Raw genomic sequence first — 25,685 nt, forward strand, 5'->3', positions numbered from 1 at the left:
ATCACGCCTGGACTCAAAAAGCCATGGCCGCGTCGAGATCGGAGAGCGGCTTGACGCCGGCAAGCAGCGCGCGTGCCTCGGCTTCATCGCGCTTCATCTGCGCGACCAGCGCATCGAGCCCTTCGAACTTCACCTCCGGGCGCAGGAAACCGAAGAAGGAAACCTGACAGACCTCGCCATAGAGGTCTTCGGAGAAGTCGAAGACGAAGGTTTCAAGCAGCGGCGCGCCATTGTCGTCGACCGTCGGGCGACGGCCGAAGCTGGCGACGCCGTCGTGAAGCGTGCCGTCGGCGCGGCGGAAGCGGACGGCATAGATGCCCTCCTTGAGTGCGGCTTCAGCCGACAGCCTCATATTCGCGGTTGGAAAGCCAAGGGTGCGGCCAAGCTGCTGTCCGCCGACCACCTCGCTTTCGACGGTGAAGCGGTAGCCGAGCAGACCGGCGGCTTCAGCCACCTCGCCCTCGCCCAGCAATCCGCGGATGCGGCTGGACGACACCACCTCGGCGCCCTCGTCCCGGAAGGCGTCGACGAGCGTGACGCCGAAGCCATGACGTTCGCCGGCCGCCATCAGGTAGGCCGGGCCGCCTTGACGATCCTTGCCGAAGTGGAAATCGAACCCGGTCACGGCGTGGGTAATGCCAAGGTTCGTTTCCAGCACATCCGTCACGAACGCTTCCGCCGACAGCGAGGCGAAGTCGCGCGTGAACGGCTGTTCGACCAGCGCGGCAAAGCCCAGCAGCGACAGGAGCCTCGCCTTCATCGGCGGCGGCGTCAGCACGAACAACGGGATATCAGGCCTGAAGATCTTGCGCGGATGCGGTTCGAATGTCAGCACCAGGGCCGGCACTCCACGCCGTCCGGCCTCGGCAGAGGCCCGCTCGAGCACCGCCTGATGGCCGCGATGGACGCCATCGAAATTGCCGATCGCCACCACGCCGCCGCGCAGGTCGGCGGGAAGCGGCGCGGTTGCCAGGATGCGTTGGAAGGCTGCCATCGTCACCTACCGAAGTCTGGGAATGACGGCCACCGGACCATAGCCATGCTTTTCCAGGAACGCCGCCAGTCTTGCCGGGTCCGGGTACAGGGCATCGCCATAGTCGCGGGCATGGATGCCGCCGGAGACATAAAGAACATCGAAGCCATTGTCGGCGGCGCCCTTCACATCGGTCATCATGCCGTCGCCGATGGCCAGCACCTGGCCGCGCTCGACCGGCTGGCCAAGAATCTCGGCGACCTCTTTCATCGCGAGATTGTAGATCGGCGCGTAAGGTTTTCCAGCGATCAATGTGCGGCCGCCGAGCTGGGCGTAGTCACGCGCCAGCGCGCCGGCACACCATATGATGCGTTCGCCGCGCTCGACCACGATGTCGGGATTTGCGCAGATGAAAGGCAGGTTCCGGGCGCGCAGCCGCCGCAGGAGCTCCGTGTAATCCTCGGGGTTTTCGACCTCGTCGTCGAACAGGCCGGTGCAGACGATGCCGGACGCCTCGAACTCCTCGACAAGCTCGACGTCGAGACCTTCATAGAGGGTGAAGTCCCGGTCGGCGCCGATATGGAAAATCTTGCGCGGCCCTTCGGCGATCAGATCCCGCGTCACGTCGCCTGAGGTAACCACCCGGTCGTAGGCTGACGGTGGAACACCGATCGCGTTCATCTGCGCCACGACATCGGCACTTCTGCGCGGCGAATTGGTGATGAGGACGACGGGGATTTTCGCCTCTCGAGCCCTTGCCAATGCCGAGGCCGCCGCCGGGAAATGCGTTTCACCATTGTGCACCACGCCCCAGACGTCGCACAGGATTGCCGAATAGGCCTTCGACACGTCTTCGAGCGAGCTGATGATTTCAGGCGAATCCGCCATGCCGTTTCCTTCAGTCATGATCGTTGCGATCGCCGCGACCGACGGTTCGCCGCAGCCGGTTCGGATTAGCCGAACCGCCCCGGCCTGTCATCAGCTTTCGCCAGGCACGATTGGTTAGCGGTTGGTGAAGCGCTGCCCCGGCAATCGAGCGATTTCCCAAACACGGCCTTCAGCGTTTTGTGGAAAGCTGGCATTGATCGAGAATCCGCCGGCGGGGGCCGCTGCAAGACATGCATGGACTTTGGCGTCAGTTCTGCCGCGACCAACGCGGCAACTATGCTCTTATGACCGTCGTCGCGATGGTTCCGCTCATGGGCGCCCTGGCGATGGCCGTCGACTTCACCGAGATGAGCCGCGAAAAACAGGCGGTTTCGAATGCGCTCGATGCCGCAAACTTCGCCACGGCGCGCCGGCTGACGGAAGGTGCTACCGACGACCAGTTGAGAGCCTATGCGCTCGATTTCTTCAATGCCAACCTCAACAAGATCAACCCTGCCAACACGACGCTCAGCGTCACCTTGCCAAGCAACACCGCCGGCGGGGGCTTGCTCAAGATGAGCGCGCGGCTTGACTACAAGCCCTATTTCTATCCGGTCTTCGGTCAGCTCGTCGGCAAATCCGAAACCGACGCCAACCAGAAGATCAGCTTCAACGTCTCCTCGGAAGTGCGGCTGAAGAACACTCTTGAAGTCGCCCTGGTGCTCGACAATTCCGGGTCGATGACCAAGACCGGAACGGGCTCGGGGCAAACGCGGATCGACCTTCTCAAGACCGCGGCCAAACAGCTGGTCGACACGCTGGCCCAGCAGGCGGCGATGATCAAGCAGGTCGACAGGCCGGTGCAGTTCGGCCTCGTGCCGTTTGCCGCCTCGGTCAATGTCGGACCCGGCAACGGTAACGCGTCCTGGATGGACACCGAAGGACTGTCGCCGGTATCGAACGAGAATTTCGACTGGTCGACGCTGAACGCGGTCGACAAATACGCCCAGCAGACCAACGGTATCTGGTACAAGCGCGGCACCGGATGGGGTACCGGCGAAGGCCAGATGCTGACCCGGTTTTCGCTCTACCGAGACATGAAGGTCGTCACCAACCATGAGCGTGTCACCAACAGCAAGCGCGTGGTTTGCGACGAATACAACTCGAACAACACCTGCAAACGCGACCACGACGAATACGACTACATCGATTCCTATGGCCCGTTCGCCAGTTGGCAGGGTTGCGTCGAGGCCAGGCCCTATCCCTACAATGTCAACGACGCGGCGCCTTCCGGCGGCTCTGCGAACACCGGCATAGGGATTGGCGATCCGGCGACGATGTTCGTGCCGATGTTCGCCCCTGACGAACCCGGCAACCATTGGAAGATCACTCAGGATCCGGATGAGGCCGCGCCGACGGCCTATGGCGCTATCAACAGCTGGTGGAATGACGACCCGACAAGCAGCACCGGCCAATCCCGGTTGCGCAACATGGCCAAATATTTCCAGCCGCGGCCGATCAATGCGCCGGCGCTGGCCGCCGGCAACGGGCCGAACTACAGCTGCTCCACCAACCCGATCACGCCGCTGACCGATGTCAGCGTTGCCACTGGGCTCACGGCGATCAAGGCCGCGATCGACCTGATGAAGCCCGATGGCGGCACCAATGTTCCCGAAGGCATCGCCTGGGGATGGCGCGTGGTTTCGAGCGGCGAGCCCTTCACGCAAGGACGCCCGGAAACCGAGAGGGGCAACGACAAGGTCGTGATCGTGCTGACCGACGGCGCCAACACCTACTACACGCCTTCCTCGCTCGGCTATTCCGACCCCGCCGATTCGAAGTCGACCTATGCGTCCTTCGGCTATCTCAAACCCGGCTACAACGGCACGTCGGTGGGCCGCCTGTTCATGGGCACATCGAGCACCATTGGCCAATTCGATTATTCTAACGGCAATTATACCAACGCGCTCAACGAGCAGATGGCGACGCTTTGCAACAACGCCAAGGCAGCCAACATCATGGTGATGACTGTGGCGCTCGATCTGTCGACGACTAAAATCGCCGACCAGCAGGCGATCGAGGCGCTGAAATCCTGCTCGTCGAACTCGCGCTTCCGCAAGGATCCAACGGACGCGAGCAAGCCGGCAAAACTGTTCTGGAACGCCACCGGCGCCAGCTTGTCGAACGATTTCAAGGAAATCGGCAACGAAGTGTCGAACCTGCGCGTCGTCGGCTGATCCGTAGGCACCGGCGGCTAGCTGGAACAACGGCTGGCGCCGCCATGCACTTGCGCGCGCCTGCCGGGACAGGCACATGTTGGCCGCCTGCCGGATCGTGCATCCATTCGCGGCGCGCTGGGGAAGAACAGATGCCCGAAACGGCCAATCATCTCGCCTTCGCGCTGGTCTGCCTCGGCATGGTGCTGACGCCTGGCCCCAACATGATCTATCTGATCTCGCGTTCCCTGTCGCAGGGGCCGAAGGCGGGGCTCATCTCGCTTGGCGGCGTGGCACTCGGCTTTGTCTTCTATGTGCTGGCGGCGGCGTTCGGCATCACCGCGCTGCTGCTCGCCGTGCCCTACGCCTATGACGCGCTGCGCTTTGCCGGCGTGCTCTATCTCCTGTGGCTGGCCTGGCAGGCGGTGAAGCCGGGCGGACGCTCGCCGTTCGAAGTGCGCGAATTGCCGAGGGACAGGCCGCGCAAGCTTTTCGCCATGGGCCTGATGACGAATCTGCTCAATCCGAAGGTGGCCGTGCTCTATCTGTCGCTGTTGCCGCAGTTCATCAGCCCCGGCAAAGGCCACGTCCTGTCGCAGCTACTGGTGCTCGGCGCGACGCAGATTTCGATCAGTCTCAGCGTCAATGCCGTCATCGCGGTGACGGCCGGCTCGATCGCCACCTTTCTCGCCGGACGGCCTTTGTGGCTGGTCATCCAGCGCTGGATGATGGGCACCGTGCTGGCGGCACTTGCGCTGAAGATGGCGACAGAGGCGCAGCGCTGAATTCGCCTTGGACGATGATCGCGAGCTGAGCTAGAAACGTCAGGGCGCCAGCAGCTGCACGAATTTCTCCGCGGCTGGCGAACGATTGGCCCTTGCAAGACTGACAACGAGCAGCCGCCTCTGAACACAAGGAACAATGGGAATTCGACACACGCGAGCGTCTCCTTCCGGAGTGGAAAGCTCAGGCATCAGTGTCACACCGATCCCCTGCGACACCATTTCCACCAGGGCAGCCGTATCGCGAACCGTAAGGACAACCTTAGGCGAGATGTTCACGGATGCGAAGAGCTGACGGATGACCGGCTCGCAACCAGAGCCCGACATGATGAAATTCTCGTCGGCCAGGTCGCACAATTTGACGCGCGCCGTCGCTGCTAGCGGGTGGTCGCAAGCAGCAAGAAAGACGAAATCATCCTCCAGGACTACATCCCCGACAGTTTCGGCTGATTGTTCGGAGGTCAGGCCGACGTCAACGACTGCTGTTTCAACCCATTCCAGAACCTCATGATCGGTTCCTTCCAGCAAAACCAGTTCGACGCCGGGGAAAAGCCGCTGGAAGCGGGCAAGTATTTGCGGCAGCAAACGCTCTACCGCGCTTGCCACGCTTCCAATGCGCAACCGCCCGGTCTGAGCGCCTGAAGCTGCGGCGCTCCTTTGCTGGATTCGCTCGATGGCCAGAACGGCCTCTCGCGCATCCTGAAGCACTGCTTGTCCAATTTCCGTCGGAAACACCCCGTTCTTGCCGCGAACCAGAAGCTTCACTCCAAGAACGCCTTCAAGGCTTCTCATCGCCTGGCTTGCGCCCGACTGCGTCATGCCGATCCGCGTAGCGGCCGTCGAAAAGCTCGCGTCTTCGACAATCATGGTCAGGACCCGCAGCTGAGCGAGAGTGATATTAGTGATAGTCATGATAGATATCATCCGAATGCATTTTACTTATGCATCTCCGATAACGCATCTGGAAGCTCACTTCAATTCATAGGAGCTCTCATGACACAACGACTCGCATTGGCGCTGATCGGTGAATACACGCCATCTTTCGAACCACACGCCAAGATGGACGAAGCGCTGGATCATGCCGGGTCCACGCTCGGTATCCAGTACGAACACCAGTGGATTTCGACCGAAGAACTGATCACCGGGGTCAGCGACAAGCTGGCACCTTTTGATGCGATCTGGATCGCTCCAGGCAGCCCGTACAGGAGCATGAATGGCGCTCTGAATGCCATCCGGCATGCCAGGGAAAACGAAATTCCTGCTTTGGGAACCTGCGGCGGTTGCCAGCATATGGTCGTCGAATATGCCCGCAACGTGCTGGGTTTCCAGGACGCCGAGCATGCGGAATACGATCCCTATGCTTCCACCCTGTTCGTCACACAGCTGACCTGTTCACTCGTTGGGCAAACCATGGACGTATTTCTGACGCGAGGGAGCCGGGCAGCGCGGATTTATGGACAAACGAACACGAAAGAGCGCTACTATTGCAACTTCGGCATCAATCCAGCCTACCAGAAAGAACTGGACGCCGGCGGCTTTCACATTGTCGGCAGGGATTCGAATGGCGAGGCTCGCGTCCTCCTGCTGCCATCCCACCCATTCTACCTTGCCACGCTCTTCGTGCCGCAGCTGACGTCGACAAAGCAGCACCCGCATCCAATCATTGTCGCCTTCCTGGAAAGCGCCCGGTCAAGACCGCGCGCCGCGTTTTGGGGCGGTGATGTTTCCCAGCTCAATCGCTGAACGGCCTATCGTCGTTGAGTGATTGCAAGAAGTTAGCGACAGCGCACCCTACATCGGCCGCCTTGTCTGCTGCGCCCGCTCGGGCTCGACCACCTTGCGGTAGAGATGCCAGGTGGCATGGCCGAGCACCGGCATGACGACGGCTAGCCCGGCAAACAGCGGGATGGAACCGATCACCAGAAGCACGGCGACCAGCAAGCCCCACAGCGCCATCTGCAGCGGGTTGGCCATTACCGCCCGGGCCGAGGTCTCGATCGCCGAAACGGCGCCGACGTCACGGTCGAGCAGCAGCGGGAAGGCAACCACGGTGGTGGCCAGCACGATTACGGCAAAGACAAAGCCCGCGGCATTGCCGGCAAGGATCAGCGTCCAGCCCTTGCTGGTGGTCAGCACGTCGCGGATGAAGCCACCGATCGAGGCCGGCGGCTGGTCGCCGAACAGGCCGGTGTAGATCGATTGCGCGGTGTAGAGCCATAACAGGAACAGCGCCACCAGCATGATCCCGATGACGGCGATCGACGGAACCGCGGACGAGCGCCGCACATCAAACGCGTGCCGCCAGGAGGTGTTCATGCCGAGTTCGCGCCGGCGGCTGATCTCGTAAAGGCCGAGCGCCGCAAAGGGCCCGACCAGCGCGAAACCCGACATCAGGGGATAGATGAGCTGGATGGCGTTGGCCCCGGACGTCCACTGCGTCAGGATCAGGCCGACGATGGGATAGATCAAGCACAGGAACACATAGTGCGAAGGTTTTGCCCAGAAATCCTCGACGCCGAGGCGCAGCGCATCCCAAAGGTCCGACGTGGTGATGCGGCGCACCGTTGGCTGCACATGCATTCCACGTGCGTCCGCCATGACATGAAAGCCGGCCATAACCTTCCTCCCGTGTGTCGGGGCGGTCACCGCCAGGATGGCCGCCAGAGCTGCCACTTCAAGAACGAGAGGCACGATAGCAGAGTTGGCGGCGATTGTCGCCGCGTCAATTGCCTGGGGAGCAACTCCTCGTAGTGTTCAACTCTCCGTATGGCCTCTCATATGGCGTACCTTGGCGGTCCTTCATTTTGACCAATCATTGTGCTGCATTTTAGCATTTACGCATTTTAGCATTTACTTAAATTGCTCGTAGGGATCTTTGGCGTATCACCTGAGCTTTACGAAGTTCGGCGAGGAACTATGTTCGCATTGAAAGGCTTTTGGTCTTCGGAGCGTGGCAACTTTGCCATAACGACCGCCATCGGGATGCTGCCGATAATGATTGGTTTGGCCGGCGCCGTTGATCTGATCGGCACGAGCCATGACGCCTCGCAACTACAGAACTCGCTTGACGCGGCGGGGCTCGCCATCGGCACGAAGTTCTCTCCCGATATGGCGGCCGGCGATGTCCAGCAGCTTGGGCTGCAATTCTTCGCCGCCAATATGAGCGTGGCCGACCAGCAGGAATATCTGGGCAGCGTCTCCGCTTTCGCGGCAACGGCAAGCGGCAGCCCAAGCGCCTACTTTATCTCGCTGTCGTCCAGCATAAGCCGCCCAAGCTTCATCAGCGCCTCGGCCCCCTGGCAGGCCTACCGCTCGGCCTCGGTCAAGATAAAACCTGGCGCGCAGGCCTGCGTGCTGGCGCTCGATCCGCATGCGTCCGCCGCCGTGAACCTGCAGGGCTCGACCAACGTCTCGATGGACAATTGTGTGATCGCGGCGAACTCGGACGCCCCCGATTCCGTGAACAGGGGCGGCTCCGCCCTGGTTTCAGCGGGCTGTGTCTCAACTGTCGGCGGCACCAGCGGGCTGTTGCCACCCAGCGCCAGTCTCGCCTGCGGAACGCCGCACGAACATCGGTACGCATCCTTTGATCCGCTGGCCGACGTCGTTCCTCCCCCTTACACATTGTGTTTGCCGGTCCCGAACGGCAAAACCTACACGCTGTCGCCAGGCACTTATTGCGACAAGACATTGTCGGGAAACATCACGCTCGATCCGGGCGTCTACATCATGCGCGGCACCACCATAAAGCCAGGGGGAAACGGCAGCCTGACTGGCCAGGGCGTGACCATATTCCTCATGGAAAGCGCTCAGATCTACATAAATGCCAATGAGAAGGTGAACCTTTCCCCGCCCACCAGCGGCCCTTATGCCGGTATCACCATTTTTCAGGATCACGGCAACACGTCTGCTCTGACATTGAATGGCGGCGCAAATTCCGTGATCAGCGGTTTTATCTACGCGCCGGACGCGCCCATTTCCTACGCCGGCAACTCTGATATGAGCGCCCAGGGCAACTGTCTCAGGCTTGTCGGCAATACGATACAGATGACCGGAAACTCGTCCGTCAAGTCGGATTGCGCGGCGGCGCTTGGAAATCGCACAATGTATGCCGATCGGATGATCACTCTGGTGAAATGAGAAACGACCCGATGTCCGGCGGCGCAAGCGGTCGCGTTGAGAAAAATGGCGGTCGCGTTTAACAATGCCGGAGTGCGGCGACCGCACTCCGGCAGATCAGTGCCTCTCACAAAGTCACATCCTGGTTGAAGATGGAGTATCGCTACGATTGCGCCGGTGCAGCGAAGCGATCGATCACCTCAGTCAGCGGGACGTGGCCAAGGCAGGCGCCAGAACCGGCTGGCTCTTCGCCATCCTCGACAGCCAGGGCATAACGCACGGCCGGATCGGCTTCGATGCGAAGGCGCAATCCGGCCAGCTTGGGATAGGCAGCGCCGTCGATCGCCTGGTGAAACTCCGCCCAGCGCGCCACGCCGATCAGCGTGGTATCGGCCAGCGTCAGCCGGTCGCCGACCAGGAAATCCGTATCGGCGATCATCGCCTCGAGCCGATCATGACGTTCCGCAACGGCCTTGCGGCCGAACTCCCGCAAGGTCGCCTTCAGCGCGGGTTCATCCGCCGCCATTTCCAATGCCACCCAGAGCGGGCTGAAGGCGGCGGTGAAGCCGGTGTTCACGAAGGCCATCAACTGGTGCATGCGGTCGGCTTGCGGCGTGCGCGGTTCGAAGCTGATGCGGCGCTGCGTGTCGCGGGCTTCGAGCCATGCGGCGATGGCCATTGTCTCGGTGAGCACCCGGCCGTCGTCGGTGATCAGCACCGGCGTTTCCTGACGGCCGTTGATGTTGGCATAGGCATCGTTTTTCATCTCGGTGAGCATGTCGACGCGGCACAGGCGATAGGGTTGCCCGATGCGTTCGAAGGCAGCGACGAGCCCCATCGAGCTTCCCGCCGGGAAGCCATAAAGCAGGATAGGTTCCATTTGTTTTCTTCCGTGATTGAGGGGATCACGCCGCGCAGCGAAACTTGACCCTAAACGCTGATCGTCCCATGTAAATTACGCACAATTCTGTAACCAGGATCCGCCCATGAAAGACGTCGTCTCACGCTGCCCGATCGAAGAGACCATGCGCGTGCTCAGCGGTCGCTGGCCCACACTGCTGCTCTATTATCTGAAGGACGGCACCAAGCGGTTCAGTGACCTGAGACGCGACAACCCCACCGTGTCGCACCGCATTCTGGCTCTGGAACTGCGCAAGCTCGAGGACGCCGGTATCGTGAGGCGAACGGCCCGCTCGGGCTATCCGCTGCGGGTCGACTATGACCTCACGGCGCCTGGCCGCAAGCTTGTACCGCTCATCGACGCGCTGGGCTCGTGGTGGGTGCATACGGAAGACGACCGGATGCGCGGTTCCTCGGACGCAGATCTCGATACTGCCGCCTAACATCTTCGATTTTCGCCGCCCTGCCCGGCAAAAGCCATGATCGACGTTATCTCAGGGGCATGACCATAGCGAAAATCGAAACCTACCCGATGCCGAATCTGAACAGGCGCATGGTGTTGACCGGCCTCGCCGCCCTAGCGGGACTCGCCGCCTGCAGCACTGTTTCACTGCCAACCGGCGAAGGCGCCGGGGTCTCCTCCTCCGCCACCGGCACGCTGGCCAGTATCCGCGCCTCGGCCGGGCTGGCGCCGATGGTCCCCGACCGGCAGCTCGAACAGGCCGCCCTGCAGCAGGCCGGCTACATGGCGCAGCGCCGCCGCATGAGCCACACCACCGGCTGGGGCAAGGATTTCGCCTCGCGCGTCAGGGACAATCGAATTTCCGGTGCCGCGGCGGAGAACATCGCCGAGGGCCGTTTCGATCTTGAGAAGCTGTTCGACATCTGGGTGCATTCGCCCGGCCATCGCCGCAACATGCTCGACCCGCGCTTCACCCGCTTCGGCCTTGCCTATGTGCGCGACGGCGGCGACAGCAAGCTCCGTTACTGGAGCCTGGTGCTCGGAAAATAGGATGGAAAGCTAGTCCATATGCGCTGCCGGCGCGCCGCCGGCAGGCGCCTGCTTCGGCTTGCGCAGCAGGAAAACAAACGGAATGGCAAGCAGCGTCATCACCATGAGCATTTTGAAGTCGTTGACGTAGGAGATCATCATCGCCTGGAGATTGACCATGCGATCGACCTGTGAGAGCGCCATAGGATCGCCGCTCGCGGCGGCTGGAGAGACCGCCCACAGATTCGGATTGAACGGGTTGATGAAGGCCGAAAGCTCGGTGTGGTTGACCTGCGTGTTGCGCACCATCAGAACCGTCACGACCGACACGCCGATGGATGAGCCAAGATTGCGCACCAGGCTGAACAAAGCCGTGGCATCGGTGCGGAAGCGCACGTCAAGCGTGGCGAAGGCGACGGTCGACAGCGGCACGAACACCATTCCCATCCCCAGGCCCTGGATGACGCCGGAGCTGAGGATCAGCCAATTGTCCATCTGTGGCGTGAAGCTGGACATGGTGTAGAGCGATTGCGCCGTGAGCAGAAAGCCGATGACGACAAGAATCCTGGCGTCGATCCTGCTCATGAGCCGCCCGACGACAAGCATCGAAATCATGGTGCCGACACCGCGCGGCCCCAACACGACACCGATGGTGACGGTCGGATAGCCGAAGATGGTCGACAGCATCGGCGGCAGCAGCGACATCGAGGCCAGGATCAGCACGCCCATGACGAAGATGAATGCCAGCCCGGTCACGAAATTGCGGTCGAGGAAGATCTTGGGATCGATGAAAGGACGTTCCGCCGTCAGCGTGTGGATGATGAACACCCAGAATCCGGTGATCGAAAGAGCAAGCTCGATCCAGATCTCGACCGAGGAAAACCAGTCGACCTCGCCGCCGCGGTCAAGCAGCAACTGCAGCGCACCGACACCGAGCGATAACATGGCGAAGCCGAAGAAATCGAAGCTGCGCACTCGCCGGGCAACCGCCGGCAGATAGGCGGCCATACCGAGGAAGGCGATGATGCCGACCGGCAGGTTGATGAAGAACACCCAGCGCCAGTTGAAATTTTCGGTCAGCCAGCCGCCGAGCGTCGGACCCAGGATTGGCCCCAGCATGATGCCAGCGCCCCAGATGGCCATTGCCTGGCCGTGGCGCTCCCTGGGGTTGATGTCGAGCAGGAAGGTTTGCGACAGTGGCACGATGGCGGCGCCGAACACGCCTTGCATCAGCCGGAAGAACACTATGCTCTCCAGGCTCCAGGCGATACCGCACAGCATCGAAAACACGGTGAAACCGACAACCGCCCCCAGGAACAGTTCCTTGCGGCCGAAGCGATCGGCCAGCCAGCCGGTGACCGGCGTCATGATGGCGGCGGCAACGATGTAGGAGGTCAGCACCCAGTTGATGTTGTCGGGTGAGGCGCCGAGATCGCCGGTCATGGTCGGCAGCGCGACGTTGGCGATCGTCGTGTCGAGCGCCTGCATGATCGTCGCCAGCATGAGCGCGACCGTGATCAGGCCGCGATGCGGCACTTCTTTGAAGGGTTCGGGCGTGCTCATGGCATGAAACTTCCAGCAGGTAACAAAAACGTGTACAAGGGGTTTCCGGGCGGCAACGCCTTCCGTTGAGAGACCCTCGTCGCGGTGGGACGCGATTGTCGATGTGGGGGTTACATCGACTGAAAGTCTCTGATGAGCGGATGCCTGCCGCCCGGAAACATGAGGACCGACGGGTCCGCGTCGGAGATTTCAGATTTCGGCCAGGCCGCTACGCGGCGCGCCCAAACGCTGATCCTCCAGCTCCTCCCATCAGACCAATCCTGCTATTCACCTCCGCCGCTGGTCCTGCGGCATTCTGACGTTACTGCGCGGCCTCGCCAGCCGTGGCGTGACCGAAGATCGAAGGCAGGCCACGCGCCACGCCGGTGTCGACGGTAACGGTGGCGCTCATGCCGGTGCGCAACGCCATCTTGGCGTCCGCATCGGTCAATTCGAGACGAACCGGGATGCGCTGCGTGACCTTGACCCAGTTGCCGGTGGCATTCTGGGCTGGCAGCAGCGAGAACTCGGCTCCCGTGCCGGCGCCGATCGCCTTGACCGTCGCCTCGAAGGTGCGCCCTGGATAGGTGTCGACCACGATCTCGGCCTTCTGGCCGGGCTTCATGTGGGTGAGCTGCGTTTCCTTGAAATTGGCATCGATCCAGGTGTCGCCGGTCTCGACCAGCGAAAACAGCGGCGTGCCGGAACCGACATACTGGCCGACCTTGAACGACGAGGCCTGGCTGACGATGCCGTCCGCCGGCGCCTTGACCGTGGTCTGCGCCAGGTCGTAGGCCGCCTTGTCGCGCGCGGCGAGCGCGGCCATCACGGTCGGGTGCTTGTCGGTCTCGATGTCGGGATTGCCGCCAAGGGCTGCCTTGGCGCTGATGATGCCTTGCTCGGCAACGGCCAGCTGCTGCTTGGCCTTGTCGAGATCGTTCTTGGCCTCGTCCAGCGACGATTTGGCGTTGATGCCCTTCTGGGCAAGATCGGCGGCGCGGTCGAACTGCGACTGGGCGAAGACGACCTGGCTGGCATCGGACTTCTGCTGAGCCATCGACTGGCCATAGGCCGCGCGCAGCTGCTCGACATTGAGACGCGCGCCCGCCACCGCCGCGTCGGCCTGCGCCAGCGCGATCCGGTATGGCTCGGGGTCGATGGCAAACAGCTCGTCACCCTGTTTGACCAGCTGGTTATCGAAGATGTCGACCTTGACGATGCGGCCTGCCGTGTCGGAAGCGATCGACACCTTGGCCTGCTGCAGGTTGGCGTTCTCGGTCTCCTGGTAGCGGCCGCCGGTGACCCAGACGTAGCCGCCCCCGACAGCGAGTGCCGCGGGCAGCGCGACCATCAGCAGGAAGCGGCCCAGCCGGCGCTTTTTCTTCACCGGCGCCGGGGCCGGCTGCACTGGGGGAGCAACCGCCACCGGGGCCGCGGCCGGCTGCGCCGGCGCTTCCATCTCCAGTTCGGTCGTGTTCTTGTCTATCTTGGCTACCGCGTTCATGCTGCTGCGCCTTCTGTATTCTTCACTTTTTCAATGGACGGCGTCTCGTCGTCGGTCAGGTTGCGGACCATCGCCTCGAGCCCTTCGACGAGGACGCGACGGGCTTCCGGCTTCACGCCGACCAGCGATTCCTCATAGACTTCCCCGGCAATGCTCTTGATCACGGCGTAGGCGTCGCTCGCCTTGGGCGTCAGGAAGATCATGCGGACGCGACGATCGGCGGCGTCGGCACGACGCTCGATCCAGCCTCCCTCCTCCATGCGGTCGACCAGGCGCGAAACGCTGATCGGCTCGATTTCGAGAAGTTCGGCCAGCCGTGCCTGCGCGACGCCGTCTTCCTTGGCAACGCGGACCAGAAGCCGCCATTGCGCCGAAGAAAGCCCCAAGCCACTGGCCCTCGCCTCGAAGCGCTTGCGCATCAGGCGCTGCACGTCGTGAATCAAGAAGCCCAATCTGTCGATGCCATCGGAAACCATGAGCGGGATATATAATAAGCGTGCTCACTATTCAAGATGCCGCGTTGCATAAGAAGCCGGCAGATATGCACGACAGTCATGCGATGCAGGCATGGTTACCGATTGGTGAGCGCCTGTCGCCATGCCAGCCGGCTTCGCCGCTCCGCCACGTCATGCTGGTCGGGTCTGACATATTGATGTACAGCCGTTGGTCAGGATCGGGGGATCACGAAAATGCCGACGCTCTACGCTCTCAAGCCGGCCTTCCAGGGACGGCTGCGGCCGCTGGTCAATCGGCTGGCGGCAATCGGGGTCACCGCAAACAGCATAACCATCCTGGCGGCCGTGATGTCGATAACCGCCGGCGCGGCCATCGCGATCCTGCACGAATGGCGCTGGCTGCTGTTGCTTATCCCCGTGGTGATGTTCGTGCGCATGGCGCTGAATGCCGTGGATGGCATGCTGGCACGGGAACATGGGCAGGCGTCGACGCTCGGCATGTATCTGAACGAGTTGTGCGACGTCGTTTCGGACCTCGCACTGATTCTTCCTTTTGCCGTCTTTCCGGAATTTGGCGCATGGGGCGTCGTCGCCTTCGCGATATCGGCCGTGCTGACCGAATTCGCCGGCGTGCTCGGCATCGCCGCCAAGATCGGACGCAACTATGCCGGGCCATTCGGCAAGAGCGACAGAGCGCTGGCGCTCGGTGTGGTCGCCGTGCTGTGCGCCGCCGGGCTCTGGCCGGCATCGATAGCACCGTTTGTGTTTCCGGCCATGGCAACGCTTTCGCTGCTGACCGCCATAAACCGGATACGCGCCGGCCTTATTGGCAGCGCCAGCTGAGCATCGAGGCTCGCCATGCCGCCAGAGGGAAAGACCATGATGCACGAACCGATCGCCGCCGCGGCCACGCAAAGCTTTGCGCGGCAAGCGCAGGAGCGGGTCTTCCGCAGCCATGACGGGGCGGAGATCTTCTACCGATTCTGGCCTGCGGCTTCGGCCGATGCCAAAGGCGCGGTGGTGCTGTTCCATCGCGGCCACGAGCATGGCGGCCGCATGGCCCATCTCGTCGACGAATTGCGGATGCCGGACCACGCCTTCTATGCCTGGGATGCCCGCGGCAATGGCCGTTCGTCCGGCGAGCGCGGCTATGCCCCTTCCTTCTCGGCCCTGGTGCGCGACATCGACTGCTTCATGCGCGAGATTGCCGCCAGGGATGGCTTCGCCACTGGGGATATCGCGCTGATCGCGCAATCCTTCGGCGCTGTGCTTGCCGCCGCCTGGGTGCATGACTATGCGCCGAAGTTGCGCGCCATGGTGCTGGCCTCACCGGCCTTCTCGGTGAAACTCTACGTGCCCTTCGCCAAGGAAGGCATCGCACTCTGGCAGAAGATCAAGGGCCGCTTTTTCGTCAATTCCTACGTCAAGGCGAAATTCCTGACCCATGATCCCGTGCGCATCGCCTCCTTCGAGAGCGATCCGCTGATCACGCGGCCGATCGCTTCCAACATCCTGGTCGAACTCTACCAGCATGCCGCGCGCATCGTCGCTGACGCCCGCGCCATCAGCGTGCCGACCCAGCTTCTGCTCTCGGGCAGCGACTGGGTGGTGCGCCACGGCCCGCAGCACGAGTTCTTCGTCAATCTCGGCAGCCGCACCAAGGAACGCCATGTGCTGCCGGGCTTCTTTCACGACACGCTGGGCGAACGCGACCGGGCGCAGGCCCTCGAGCTGATCCGGCCGTTCCTCGCCAGGCAATTCGCGGCACCGGACGCGCCGGTCGACCTGAAGCAGGCGGACATCGCCGGCTACACCCGCGACGAGGCCGACCGGCTTGCCTCGCCGCTCGCTCTGATGTCGCCCAAGGGCCTCTATTGGGCATTCAGCCGCGCCTCCATCCGCATGGGTGCCTGGGTCTCGCAAGGTATGAAGACCGGCATCGCCACCGGCTTCGATTCCGGCTCGACATTGGATTACGTCTACGAGAACGACGCGCGCGGGCTTACGCCCCTTGGCCGCGTCGTCGACCGCGTCTTCCTGGAAGCCATCGGCTGGCGCGGCATCCGCCAGCGCAAGCTGCATCTCGAAGAGCTCATCGGCTCTTGCCTGGCGACGCTCAAGGCCGCAGGTCGGCCGGCGCACATTCTCGACATCGCCGCCGGCCATGGCCGCTATGTTCTCGATGCCATCGCGAAGAGCCCCGACCAGCCAGCGAGCGTTCGCCTGCAGGATTATTCCGACCTCAACGTCCAGCTTGGCCGCAAGCTGATCGCTGAGCGGCAATTGCCGGCTGATGTCTCGTTCCAGCGTGCGGACGCTTTCGATGCCGACATGCTCGCCGGCGCCGATCCAGCGCCCGACCTCGCCATCGTTTCCGGCCTTTACGAGCTGTTCTCGGACAATGCGATGATCGCCCGCTCGCTCGGTGGGCTCGCCCGCGCCATGCAGCCGGGAAGCCTTTTGCTCTACACTAACCAGCCCTGGCACCCGCAGCTCGAGATGATCGCCCGCAGCCTGACCTCGCATCGCGGCGGCGAGGCCTGGGTCATGCGGCGTCGCACGCAAGGCGAGATGGACCAGCTCGTCGAAGCCGCCGGTTTCGAAAAGCTCGACCAGCGCATCGACCAATGGGGCATCTTCACCGTCTCGGTCGCGCGGCGCCGCTGAACAGCATGGTCTCATCGCCTGCACCCACCGCGCGCGCCGAGCCTTATGGACGGGTGGTCGTCAGGGCGGCGCTCTGGCTGGCCTTCCTGGCGCCGTTCTTCTATCTCAGCTACGGCTTCGCCAACTGGCTGGCCTCGCGGCGCGACGAGGTCGGCAGCATCGTGTTCTCGTGGGAGCACGGCATCCCGTTCGTCGCCTGGACCATCGTGCCCTATTGGTCGATCAACCTGTTCTACGGCCTGTCGCTGCTGCTCAACAACGACAGGCAAGGGGTGGACCGCCTGGCCGGGCGTTATCTCACCGCGCAGATCGTCGCCGTTGCCTGCTTCATCCTGTTCCCGCTGACCGCGACATTCGTGCGGCCGGCGACGACCGGCCTGCCCGGCTTCCTGTTTGCCGTGCTCGGCGGTTTCGACAAGCCGTTCAACCAGGCGCCCTCGCTGCACATCGCCCTTCTGGTGATCATCTGGGATCATTGGCGCCGTCGGCTCGGTGGCCTTCTCCTGGCGCTCTGGCACGGCTGGTGCTTCCTGATCGGCGCCTCGGTGCTGACGACCTGGCAGCATCATTTCCTCGACATCCCGACCGGCGCGCTGCTCGGGTTCTTTGCGTTGTGGCTGTTTCCGCGCAGCGGCGACTTGCCGTTTTCAGGCTTCCGGCTAACCAACGATGCGAAAGTGCGGCGGCTGGCGCTGTTCTATGCGCTGGGCGCCGTCCTTGCGCTGGCGGGCGCCGCGCTCGGGGCATTCGTTTGTGCTGTCGCCCTCTTCCTGCTTTGGCCGGCGCTGGCGCTGGCCATCGTCGCCCTCGCCTATGCAGGGGCAGGCGAAAAAGTGTTCCAGAAATCCGCCGATGGCAGCATCACGCTTGCAAGCCGTGTCCTGCTCTTGCCTTACCGTCTCGGCGCCAGGGCAAACATATGGGCCTGGACGCGCAAACTTGCTCCCCAGGTGGCGATTGCCGATGGCGTCTTTCTCGGGCGCTTTCCTACGGCACGCGAGGCCAACGGCTTCGGCACGGTCATCGACCTTGCCGCCGAACTTGAAAGACCGGCGGCAGCCGATTGCCGCTGGATCAGCTTTCCGATGGTCGACCTGTTGCCGCCCCCAGTGGCGATACGGCAACAGGCAGCCGGCGCGCTGGAGAGTGCGCGCCGCGACGGCACCGTGCTGGTGTGCTGCGCGCTCGGCTTCCAGCGCAGCGCCGGCGTCGTGGCCGAATGGCTGGTGGCGACCGGCAGGGCCAAAACGTCGACGCTCGCCCGCGAGATGCTCGCGGCCCTCGGCCGGCCGGTTCATCTTGCAGAAGCCACGGATCCGGCGGCGTCATGACCGGCAATGCCTATCAGGACCGCACCCATCGCTTCGCTGGCATGCTGATGCGGCAGGCAGCGTGGCCGGCTGCGATTGTGGTCGCCGCGAATGTCCTTGCGCCGCTGGCTGCCTCGACGCGCGGCGCTTTCGAAAACTTGCCCGCGGCCATTGCTTTGTCGATCACCGCCGCGAGCGCGGTGGCGGTGCTGATGCTGTCGACACTGCTGGCGTTTGACGCGCTGCTGTTCCGGATCATGGCCAGCCATGACGACGAAGCTTCCGGCGGTGCCGCAGTGGACGACATGCTGGCGCGCATGCGCCTGAAAACGGCCCCGTCCGCGACACGTTCGCTTGATGACCGCATGGCCGGCACGCGTCGTCTGCTGTTCAAGCAGCGTGCCGCCCTGGCTCTGTTTGCCGCAGCACTTCTGGCGGCAGGGTTTTGGGCGCCGCGATGAACAGGCTTTCGCTCAAGACCTTCACCTTGCTGCAGACTGTAACCTCCGTCGGCCTGTCGGCGCTGGCCCGGATGGTAACCGGGGTGCGGCCGATCTGGAACGGCAGCCTGCCCTCCGACCGCCAGCGCATCTATTTCGCCAACCACACCAGCCATGGCGACTTCATCCTTTTGTCGGCCTGCCTCAGCGAAAGGGAGCGCGCGATCACCCATGCTGTTGCCGCAGGCGAATATTGGGGGAAGTCGCGGCTGCGCCGCTTCATCGCGCAGGATATGCTGTCGTCGGTGCTCATCAACCGGCAGTGGACGAGACCTGAGGAAAATCCGATCGAGATCATGCTGTCGGTTCTCGACCAGGGGCACTCGCTGATCCTGTTTCCCGAAGGCACACGCAACATGACCGAAGAGCCGCTGCTGGCATTCCGCTCCGGGCTCTACAATCTGTCGACGGCGCGGCCTGAGGTCGAGCTGATCCCGTGCTGGATCGAGAACATGTCGCGCGTGCTGCCCAAGGGCCAGTTCCTGCCGGTGCCGCTGCTGTGCCGCGTCGTCTTCGGCGCGCCGGTGGCGATCGGTCCGGGAGAAGAACGCCGCGCCTTCCTCGAACGCGCCCACGCCACGCTTCTGGCGCTCAACCCGCGTCCCGAGCGAGACGATTGATGCGCCACGAAATCTCCATCCTGATCATCGGCCTGCTGGCGGTTTTGACCACCGCCAGCATCGTCGCCACCATCCTTTCGGCGCGGGCGCCGAAGCCGCTCAGTTCGACGCTGGTCAATCTGACCCAGCGCATCAACGCCTGGTGGGTGATGGTGGCGCTGATGACGGTCGCCTTCTTCTTCGGCCGTTACGGGATGACCATCCTGTTCGCTCTGATCTCCTTCGCCGCGCTGCGCGAATTCGTGACGCTGACGCATACGCGCCGCAGCGACCATTGGGTGCTGCTCGGCATGTTCGGCATCATCATACCGTTTCAATACTGGCTGGTGTGGACCGCCTGGTACGGGCTCTTCGTCATCTTCATTCCGGTCTATTGCTTCCTGCTGATGCCGGCCATCACGGCGCTGCATGGCGACACCGAACGCTTCCTCGAGCGGATCGCCGCGCAGCAATGGGCGGTGATGATCTCGGTCTATTGCGTCAGCCATGTCCCTGCTCTGCTGACACTCGAGGTGCCGGGATTCGAAGGCCGCACCCTGCTGCTGATCGCCTACCTGATCATCGTCGTGCAAGGCAGCGACGTGCTGCAGTACATCTTCGGCAAGCTGTTTGGAAAACACCGTTTTTCGCCGAACGTCTCACCATCGAAAACCTGGGAAGGCCTGATCGGCGGACTGGTGTCGGCGAGCTTGCTCGGCGCATTGTTGTCGTTCGTCACCCCCTTTTCGCCGCTGCAGGCGGCAGGCGTAGCCTTCGTCGCCTGCTCGATGGGATTCCTCGGCGGGCTGGTCGCCTCGGCCATCAAGCGCGACCAGGGCGTCAAGGACTGGGGCCATCTGATCGAAGGCCATGGCGGCATGATGGACCGCACCGACAGCCTGGTCTTCGCCGCCCCTGTGTTCTTCCACATCGTGCGCTATTTCTGGACCGTGTGATCCGGCGATCTGTTGCCGCGCTCAAAGCGGTTGCGGATGAGCATGGTGACGACCAGAAACCCCGCTATTTAGCGCGTTTCCTGACATACAGTTCCAGCTTGTGGCGGACGATCTCGAAGCCAAGCTCCGACGCTATCTCGGCCTGCAGTTTCTCGATTTTGTCGGAACGGAACTCGATCACCTGACCGGTGTCGAGGTCGATGAGATGGTCGTGATGTTCACGGTCCGCGTTTTCGAACCGGGCGCGGCCCTCGTCGAAGGCATGACGCTGGATGGCGCCTTTCTCCTCTAGGAGCCGCAACGTCCGGTAGACGGTCGACAAGGAAATGCTGCCGTCGATCTGGTGGGCACGAGAATACAATTCGTTCGCGTCCGGATGGTCGTGCGCATCCGCCAGCAGCCGCAAGATCACCTTGCGTTGTTCGGTCATCCGGACACCTGCGGCTTTCAAATTGCTCCGGAATCGCTCGAAAAGGTCGTTGTCCGCTTTCATCCGTCATACTTAGCCGCGTTGCCACGCGACTGCAATTAGCTACTTGCAAATCAGTTGCAACTGCAATATTAGATGCAAATCACTTGCATTAGCATGACGTGACTAGCGCATGGGCGACGATCAACTCCAGTCGAAAGGCATCCGATGACTGTTTCTGCTTCCCCAACCCGCAGGACGATGCTGCGGGCGCTTGGCGGCTTTGTGGCCATCGGTTTTGCGACGATGGCGAGCCTTGTTCCGGTCATGGCACAGGAGACCCGGCCTGCGGCAGGGAAGGTTCTGCGCGTCGTGACGACGTTCACGATCATCCAGGATATCGCGCAAAACGTAGCCGGGACCGCGGCAATCGTAGAGTCGGTGACCAAGCCCGGCGCTGAAATCCACGACTATCAGCCGACGCCGCTCGACGTGGTGAAGGCGCAATCGGCCGACCTCGTGCTCTGGAACGGCATGAACCTCGAACGCTGGTTCGAGAAATTCTTCGACAACGTGAAGAACGTGCCGAGTGCCGTCGTCACGGAGGGCATAGAGCCGATGGGGATCAAGGAGGGGCCTTACGAAGGCAAGCCCAACCCGCATGCGTGGATGTCGCCGAAGAACGCCCTCATCTATGTCGAGAACATCCGCAAGGCGCTGTCCAAGGCGGATCCGGCAAACGCCCAGGTCTATGCCGCCAATGCCGCCGCCTATTCGGAAAAGATCAAGGCAATCGACGAGCCCATGCGCAAGCGCCTGTCGGCGATCCCAACGGACCAACGCTGGCTGGTTACAAGCGAAGGCGCTTTCAGCTACCTGGCACGCGACTTCGATCTGCGCGAAGCCTATCTGTGGCCGATCAACGCCGACCAGCAAGGCACCCCGCAACAGGCGCGCAAGCTGATCGACCTGGTGCGCGAGAACAAGATTCCGGTGGTGTTCAGCGAAAGCACCATTTCCGACAAGGCGGCCAAGCAAGTCGCGCGCGAAACCGGAGCCACTTATGGAGGCGTTCTCTACGTCGATTCGCTGAGCGAGGAAGACGGCCCGGTTCCGACCTATCTGAAGCTTCTCGAAACCACCGTCGAGACGATCGTCCAGGGGTTCGGCGGGTGACCGGGGTTCGCGCCGCGCTCGCTCCGGACAGCAGCCATGATCGAACATCGACCGGTAGCGGCCGGGTCGTTGCCTCCATCGACGTGGACGACGTCACCGTCAGCTATTCAAGCGGGGTCACGGCCGTACACTCCGCCTCTTTCAGGCTCGGCGCCTCCACCATCTGCGCGCTGGTCGGCGTCAACGGCTCCGGCAAATCGACGCTGTTCAAGGCGCTGATGGGCTTCCTGACGCCGTCGACAGGAACAGTGCTTATCGCCGGATTGCCCGTCCACGCAGCGCTGAAGCGCGGCCTAGTCGCGTATGTGCCGCAGAGCGAGGATGTCGACTGGAACTTTCCGGTGCTGGTGGAAGATGTCGTCATGATGGGCCGCTACGGCCACATGAATTTTCTGCGTATCCCAGGCAGAGCCGATCGCATGGCGGTCGACGCGGCACTGGAACGGGTCGGCATGACCGATTTTCGCAAGCGCCAGATCGGCGAACTGAGCGGCGGCCAGAAGAAGCGTGTGTTCCTGGCGCGCGCTCTGGCGCAGGGCGGCGAAATCATCCTGCTCGACGAGCCGTTCACCGGCGTCGACGTGCAGACCGAAGCAGCGATCATCGATCTCCTTCGGTCGATGCGCGACGACGGCAAGCTGATGTTGGTGTCGACGCACAATCTCGGCAGCATCGTCAATTTCTGCGACCATGTCGTCATCTTCAACAAGACGGTGCTGGCCTTCGGACCAACAGAGACAACGTTTACGCAAGCCAATCTTGCGAAAGCTTTTGGCGGCGTGCTGAGGCATCTGCGCCTCGGCGGCGCCGATCTTCATAACGACCCCGACGCTCGCCACCTGACCGTGCTGACCGATGACGAGCGTCCTCTGGTGCTTTACGGCGAGCGGGATCAAGAGAAGATGATGAAGCCCGACAGCGGATCGCCAGCCCCGTGATCGACATCCTGCTGGAACCCTTCACCTACAACTACATGGCCAAGGCCATCTGGGTCAGCGCCTGGTCGGCATGGTCTGCGCGTTCCTGTCCTGCTATCTCATACTAAAGGGCTGGGCCCTGATGGGCGACGCGCTTGCCCACTCGGTGGTGCCGGGCGTTGCGGCCGCCTACATGCTGGCCCTTCCCTATGCCGCCGGCGCATTCGCCTCCGGCCTCATCGCCGCACTCGGCATCACCTTGGTGCGGCGCGTGACGCAACTTCGCGAGGACGCCGTGATCGGCCTTGTCTTTACAACGCTGTTCGCTGGCGGGCTGCTGATTGCGTCGATCAGTCCGACCTCCGTAAACATCCAGTCCATCGTACTCGGCAACATCCTCGCAATCTCCGACGAGGATGTAACCCAGGTCATCCTCATCGCAGCGGTTTCGCTGGCTGTACTGGGGCTTCGATGGAAGGATATGATGCTGGTGTTCTTCGACGAGAACCATGCGCGCGGCGTCGGCCTGAATCCGTGGCGGCTGCGGGTCCTGTTCTTCGTGCTGCTCAGCGCCTGCATCGTCGCCGCGCTCCAGACCGTCGGCGCGATCCTCGTGATCGCGATGGTGGTAACGCCTGGCGCCACCGCCTACCTGCTTACCGATCGGTTCGGCGTCATGATCCTGCTCGCGATGGCGATCGGCGCGGCGACGAGCGCGGTTGGCGCCTATCTCAGCTTCTTTCTCGATGGCGCGACTGGCGGACTGATCGTGGTGCTGCAGACCGTGGTCTTTCTGACTGCCTTCGTCTTCGCACCCAAACATGGGCGGCTCGCCGCACGCCGGGCGGCACGTGCCGCATCGCAGGTCGCGTCATGATGACGATCTGGTCCTGGATCGCCGAACCGCTCAGTCACGAATTCATGCGTCGCGGTCTCGCCGTCGCCGTTCTGGTCGGCGCCATTTGCGCAGTGTTGTCCTGCTATCTCGTCCTGAAGGGCTGGTCGCTGATGGGCGACGCCGTTTCGCATGCCGTGCTTCCGGGTATCGTGCTCGCCTATATCGCCGGGATCCCGCTTGCCTTCGGCGCCTTCGTGGCAGGACTTGGCTGCGCGCTGGCGACGGGCTACCTCAAGCAGCACAGCCGGATCAAGGAGGACGCAGTCATGGGCATCGTCTTCTCAGGCATGTTCGCGTTTGGCCTGGTGCTGTTCGTCAAAGTCGAGACCGACCAGCATCTCAATCATATCCTGTTCGGCAACATGCTCGGCGTCCAGTGGCGCGACGTGATCGAGGCGGCGGTCATCGTCGTGCCGGCGATCCTCATCGTTCTGGCAAAACGCAAGGATCTGCTGCTTTATTGTTTCGATCCGGCCCATGCGCGCGCGATCGGCCTGCCCGTCAACCTGCTGCATTTCGGGCTGCTGACGCTGCTCGCGTTGACCATCGTGGCCTCGCTGAAGGCTGTCGGGATCATCCTTGTCATCGCCATGCTGATCGCGCCGGGAGCGATCGGCTTTCTTTTGACGAAGAGCTTTGAGCGCATGCTCGCCATTGCTGCCGCGGCCGCCATCGGGTCGAGCGTCGTGGGAACGATCCTCAGCTATCACATCGACGCAGCCACCGGCCCGACGATCGTCGTCGTTCAGGCCGGCGTTTTTTTGCTTGCCCTGTTCCAGTCGAAGCGCCCAAAGCAACGGGTGCAACTGGGCATTTCGGGAGAGTAATCGCGGCCCTGACCCAGGCCGCACTAAAAGCCGGTTGCGGATCAGCATGGTGACGACGAAGAACGCGCCGACCGAGCTGGTGATGATGCCGATCGGCAGTTCCTGCGGCGGCAGCAGCGTTCGGGCCAGAAGGTCGCTGGCCAGCAAAAGCACCGCGCCAAACACGGCACAGCTGGCGACCAGGCGCAGGTGCAAGGGGCCCGCCAGCGGCCGTGACAGATGCGGAATCATCAGCCCGACGAAGCCGATGACGCCAGCGACCGAGACAAGGATAGCCGTCGAGAAGGCGGCGACGAGAAAGGTCATCCTTCGCATCCGCGCCACCGGCACGCCCAGGCTTTCGGCGGCGTTTTCGCCGGCCAGGAAAGCATCGAGCCGGCGGTGGTTCCACAGCGCGTAAGCCAGAATGGTGCCTGCTCCCAGCGCGCCCAGCCAGATATTATCCCAGCGCGCCAGGCCAAGGCCGCCCATGGTCCAGAACAGCACGGAGTGGGCGGCGCGCTGGTCGCCGGCAAAGACAAGATAGTTGGTCAAGGCGGTGAACATGAAGGACACGGCAAGGCCGGCAAGGATCAGCCGCTCCGGGCCTTGCCCCCTCACCCGCGCAACCAGCAGCAGCACGACGCCGGCAGCCAATATGCCGCCGGTGAAGGCCGCGACCGGCAATGTCCAGATGCCGAAACTGTCGCCGAAGACGGTGATGACGGAAACCGCACCCGCGGCGGCGCCCGACGACAGGCCGAACAGGAACGGGTCGGCAAGGTCGTTGCGGGTCACCGTCTGCAGCAGCGCACCGACGACGCCGAGACCGGCCCCGACGCAGATGGCCAGGATCGTGCGCGGCAGCCGCAGGTCGACGACGATCTTGCCGACCGGCCCGGCCACGTCGTGCCCGCTGAAGCCGACTGCGCGGCCAAGCGCGGCAACAACATCGGTCAGCGGGATCAGCGTCGAGCCGTAGGCGATCGACAGCAGAGCGAGAGCGGCGATCGCCGCCGCCCCCGCCAGCATGGCCAGTGCAAATGCCGTATGGCGCAAGCCTGGAAATGCGTCGTGTCTGTCAGGACGCGTGCGACG

General features: G+C 62.8%; 24 protein-coding genes and 2 pseudogenes. 16 read left to right on the forward strand and 10 right to left on the reverse strand.

The annotated features are described in order from the left end of the window. Positions 1–13: 13 nt before the first annotated feature. Both NKH95_RS00285 and NKH95_RS00290 read right to left on the reverse strand, forming a co-directional pair. Positions 14–994, reverse strand: coding sequence for a bifunctional riboflavin kinase/FAD synthetase (locus tag NKH95_RS00285; protein WP_023813539.1), 981 nt, complete (start codon positions 992–994; stop codon positions 14–16). 6 nt (positions 995–1,000) lie between these two features. Further along, complete coding sequence (locus tag NKH95_RS00290; protein WP_023813538.1) at positions 1,001–1,861, reverse strand: TIGR01459 family HAD-type hydrolase; 861 nt, start codon at positions 1,859–1,861, stop codon at positions 1,001–1,003. 230 nt (positions 1,862–2,091) lie between these two features. Here NKH95_RS00290 and NKH95_RS00295 point away from each other — a divergent pair, with 230 nt between their 5' ends. Together NKH95_RS00295 and NKH95_RS00300 are read left to right on the forward strand one after the other, a co-directional pair. Then, complete coding sequence (locus tag NKH95_RS00295) at positions 2,092–4,077, forward strand: TadE/TadG family type IV pilus assembly protein (RefSeq protein ID WP_352890522.1); 1,986 nt, start codon at positions 2,092–2,094, stop codon at positions 4,075–4,077. A gap of 131 nt (positions 4,078–4,208) precedes the next feature. Continuing rightward, positions 4,209–4,841: a LysE family translocator gene (locus NKH95_RS00300; protein ID WP_023813536.1), complete on the forward strand. Its 633-nt coding sequence runs from the start codon at positions 4,209–4,211 to the stop codon at positions 4,839–4,841. 39 nt (positions 4,842–4,880) lie between these two features. Here the strand turns inward: NKH95_RS00300 and NKH95_RS00305 are convergent, their stop codons facing one another. Continuing rightward, positions 4,881–5,750, reverse strand: a complete 870-nt coding sequence (locus tag NKH95_RS00305; protein ID WP_164892996.1) for a LysR family transcriptional regulator — start codon at positions 5,748–5,750, stop codon at positions 4,881–4,883. A gap of 81 nt (positions 5,751–5,831) precedes the next feature. On the opposite strand from NKH95_RS00305, the gene NKH95_RS00310 reads away from it, so the two are divergent. Further along, positions 5,832–6,581, forward strand: coding sequence for a CTP synthase C-terminal region-related (seleno)protein (locus tag NKH95_RS00310; RefSeq protein ID WP_023813534.1), 750 nt, complete (start codon positions 5,832–5,834; stop codon positions 6,579–6,581). 48 nt (positions 6,582–6,629) lie between these two features. On the opposite strand, the gene NKH95_RS00315 is transcribed toward NKH95_RS00310, so the two are convergent. Continuing rightward, positions 6,630–7,454 (reverse strand): DUF2189 domain-containing protein, encoded by an 825-nt coding sequence (locus tag NKH95_RS00315; protein ID WP_023813533.1) that lies wholly within the window; start codon positions 7,452–7,454, stop codon positions 6,630–6,632. Positions 7,455–7,754: 300 nt separating this feature from the next. Between NKH95_RS00315 and NKH95_RS00320 the strand changes: the two genes are divergently transcribed. Next, positions 7,755–8,978, forward strand: coding sequence for a TadE/TadG family type IV pilus assembly protein (locus tag NKH95_RS00320; RefSeq protein WP_352611823.1), 1,224 nt, complete (start codon positions 7,755–7,757; stop codon positions 8,976–8,978). Positions 8,979–9,120: 142 nt separating this feature from the next. On the opposite strand, the gene NKH95_RS00325 is transcribed toward NKH95_RS00320, so the two are convergent. After that, entirely contained in the window at positions 9,121–9,837 is a 717-nt protein-coding gene (locus tag NKH95_RS00325) for a glutathione S-transferase family protein (RefSeq protein WP_352890525.1), read from the reverse strand. A 106-nt stretch (positions 9,838–9,943) separates the two neighbouring features. Here NKH95_RS00325 and NKH95_RS00330 point away from each other — a divergent pair, with 106 nt between their 5' ends. Next, entirely contained in the window at positions 9,944–10,300 is a 357-nt protein-coding gene (locus tag NKH95_RS00330) for a winged helix-turn-helix transcriptional regulator (RefSeq protein ID WP_352442472.1), read from the forward strand. 59 nt (positions 10,301–10,359) lie between these two features. Next, a complete protein-coding gene (locus NKH95_RS00335; protein WP_023813529.1) occupies positions 10,360–10,869 on the forward strand; it encodes a CAP domain-containing protein in 510 nt (169 codons plus the stop codon). Between the two features lie 9 nt (positions 10,870–10,878). On the opposite strand, the gene NKH95_RS00340 is transcribed toward NKH95_RS00335, so the two are convergent. The 3 genes from NKH95_RS00340 to NKH95_RS00350 all read right to left on the reverse strand — a co-directional run bounded on the left by NKH95_RS00340 (position 10,879) and on the right by NKH95_RS00350 (position 14,370). Beyond that, positions 10,879–12,411 (reverse strand): DHA2 family efflux MFS transporter permease subunit, encoded by a 1,533-nt coding sequence (locus NKH95_RS00340; RefSeq protein ID WP_023813528.1) that lies wholly within the window; start codon positions 12,409–12,411, stop codon positions 10,879–10,881. 301 nt (positions 12,412–12,712) lie between these two features. Then, on the reverse strand, positions 12,713–13,894 hold the full coding sequence (locus tag NKH95_RS00345) for an HlyD family secretion protein (protein WP_352752972.1): 1,182 nt from the start codon (positions 13,892–13,894) through the stop codon (positions 12,713–12,715). Continuing rightward, positions 13,891–14,370: a MarR family winged helix-turn-helix transcriptional regulator gene (locus tag NKH95_RS00350; RefSeq protein WP_023813527.1), complete on the reverse strand. Its 480-nt coding sequence runs from the start codon at positions 14,368–14,370 to the stop codon at positions 13,891–13,893. The genes NKH95_RS00345 and NKH95_RS00350 overlap by 4 nt, the downstream gene beginning before the upstream one ends. A gap of 213 nt (positions 14,371–14,583) precedes the next feature. On the opposite strand from NKH95_RS00350, the gene NKH95_RS00355 reads away from it, so the two are divergent. The 6 genes from NKH95_RS00355 to NKH95_RS00380 are packed head-to-tail and all read left to right on the forward strand — an operon-like array spanning position 14,584 to position 20,381. Further along, positions 14,584–15,192 (forward strand): CDP-alcohol phosphatidyltransferase family protein, encoded by a 609-nt coding sequence (locus NKH95_RS00355; protein WP_023813526.1) that lies wholly within the window; start codon positions 14,584–14,586, stop codon positions 15,190–15,192. Positions 15,193–15,231: 39 nt separating this feature from the next. After that, positions 15,232–17,016, forward strand: a complete 1,785-nt coding sequence (locus NKH95_RS00360; RefSeq protein WP_502895152.1) for a bifunctional alpha/beta hydrolase/class I SAM-dependent methyltransferase — start codon at positions 15,232–15,234, stop codon at positions 17,014–17,016. 5 nt (positions 17,017–17,021) lie between these two features. Continuing rightward, positions 17,022–18,347 carry a phosphatase PAP2/dual specificity phosphatase family protein gene (locus NKH95_RS00365; protein ID WP_352890530.1) on the forward strand — a complete coding sequence of 442 codons (1,326 nt, stop codon included), beginning with the start codon at positions 17,022–17,024 and terminating at the stop codon, positions 18,345–18,347. Further along, on the forward strand, positions 18,344–18,787 hold the full coding sequence (locus NKH95_RS00370) for a hypothetical protein (protein WP_352890532.1): 444 nt from the start codon (positions 18,344–18,346) through the stop codon (positions 18,785–18,787). Before NKH95_RS00365 ends, NKH95_RS00370 begins: the two co-directional genes overlap by 4 nt. Beyond that, the gene (locus tag NKH95_RS00375; RefSeq protein WP_128304799.1) at positions 18,784–19,446 is read left to right on the forward strand and encodes a lysophospholipid acyltransferase family protein; all 663 of its coding nucleotides are present in this window, start codon (positions 18,784–18,786) and stop codon (positions 19,444–19,446) included. The genes NKH95_RS00370 and NKH95_RS00375 overlap by 4 nt, the downstream gene beginning before the upstream one ends. Further along, positions 19,446–20,381 carry a phosphatidate cytidylyltransferase gene (locus NKH95_RS00380; protein ID WP_128304800.1) on the forward strand — a complete coding sequence of 312 codons (936 nt, stop codon included), beginning with the start codon at positions 19,446–19,448 and terminating at the stop codon, positions 20,379–20,381. Before NKH95_RS00375 ends, NKH95_RS00380 begins: the two co-directional genes overlap by 1 nt. Before the next feature lie 64 nt (positions 20,382–20,445). On the opposite strand, the gene NKH95_RS00385 is transcribed toward NKH95_RS00380, so the two are convergent. Next, the gene (locus NKH95_RS00385) at positions 20,446–20,874 is read right to left on the reverse strand and encodes a Fur family transcriptional regulator (protein ID WP_023813521.1); all 429 of its coding nucleotides are present in this window, start codon (positions 20,872–20,874) and stop codon (positions 20,446–20,448) included. A gap of 144 nt (positions 20,875–21,018) precedes the next feature. On the opposite strand from NKH95_RS00385, the gene NKH95_RS00390 reads away from it, so the two are divergent. From NKH95_RS00390 to NKH95_RS00405, 4 genes and pseudogenes are all read left to right on the forward strand, one after another. After that, positions 21,019–21,966 carry a metal ABC transporter substrate-binding protein gene (locus tag NKH95_RS00390; RefSeq protein ID WP_502895149.1) on the forward strand — a complete coding sequence of 316 codons (948 nt, stop codon included), beginning with the start codon at positions 21,019–21,021 and terminating at the stop codon, positions 21,964–21,966. Positions 21,967–22,043: 77 nt separating this feature from the next. Beyond that, positions 22,044–22,904, forward strand: coding sequence for a manganese/iron ABC transporter ATP-binding protein (locus NKH95_RS00395; RefSeq protein WP_352890853.1), 861 nt, complete (start codon positions 22,044–22,046; stop codon positions 22,902–22,904). Next, positions 22,901–23,760 (forward strand): annotated as a pseudogene (locus NKH95_RS00400) (metal ABC transporter permease). Before NKH95_RS00395 ends, NKH95_RS00400 begins: the two are co-directional and overlap by 4 nt. Next, positions 23,760–24,608, forward strand: coding sequence for a metal ABC transporter permease (locus NKH95_RS00405; protein WP_502895153.1), 849 nt, complete (start codon positions 23,760–23,762; stop codon positions 24,606–24,608). Before NKH95_RS00400 ends, NKH95_RS00405 begins: the two are co-directional and overlap by 1 nt. 27 nt (positions 24,609–24,635) lie before the next feature. On the opposite strand, the pseudogene NKH95_RS00410 reads toward NKH95_RS00405, so the two are convergent. Beyond that, positions 24,636–25,619: pseudogene (locus tag NKH95_RS00410) on the reverse strand (FecCD family ABC transporter permease); the annotation flags it as partial. Between the last annotated feature and the right edge of the window lie 66 nt (positions 25,620–25,685).

This window comes from Mesorhizobium sp. M0848 (genome assembly GCF_040319805.1).
In the GTDB taxonomy this organism is placed as follows: Bacteria; Pseudomonadota; Alphaproteobacteria; order Rhizobiales; family Rhizobiaceae; genus Mesorhizobium.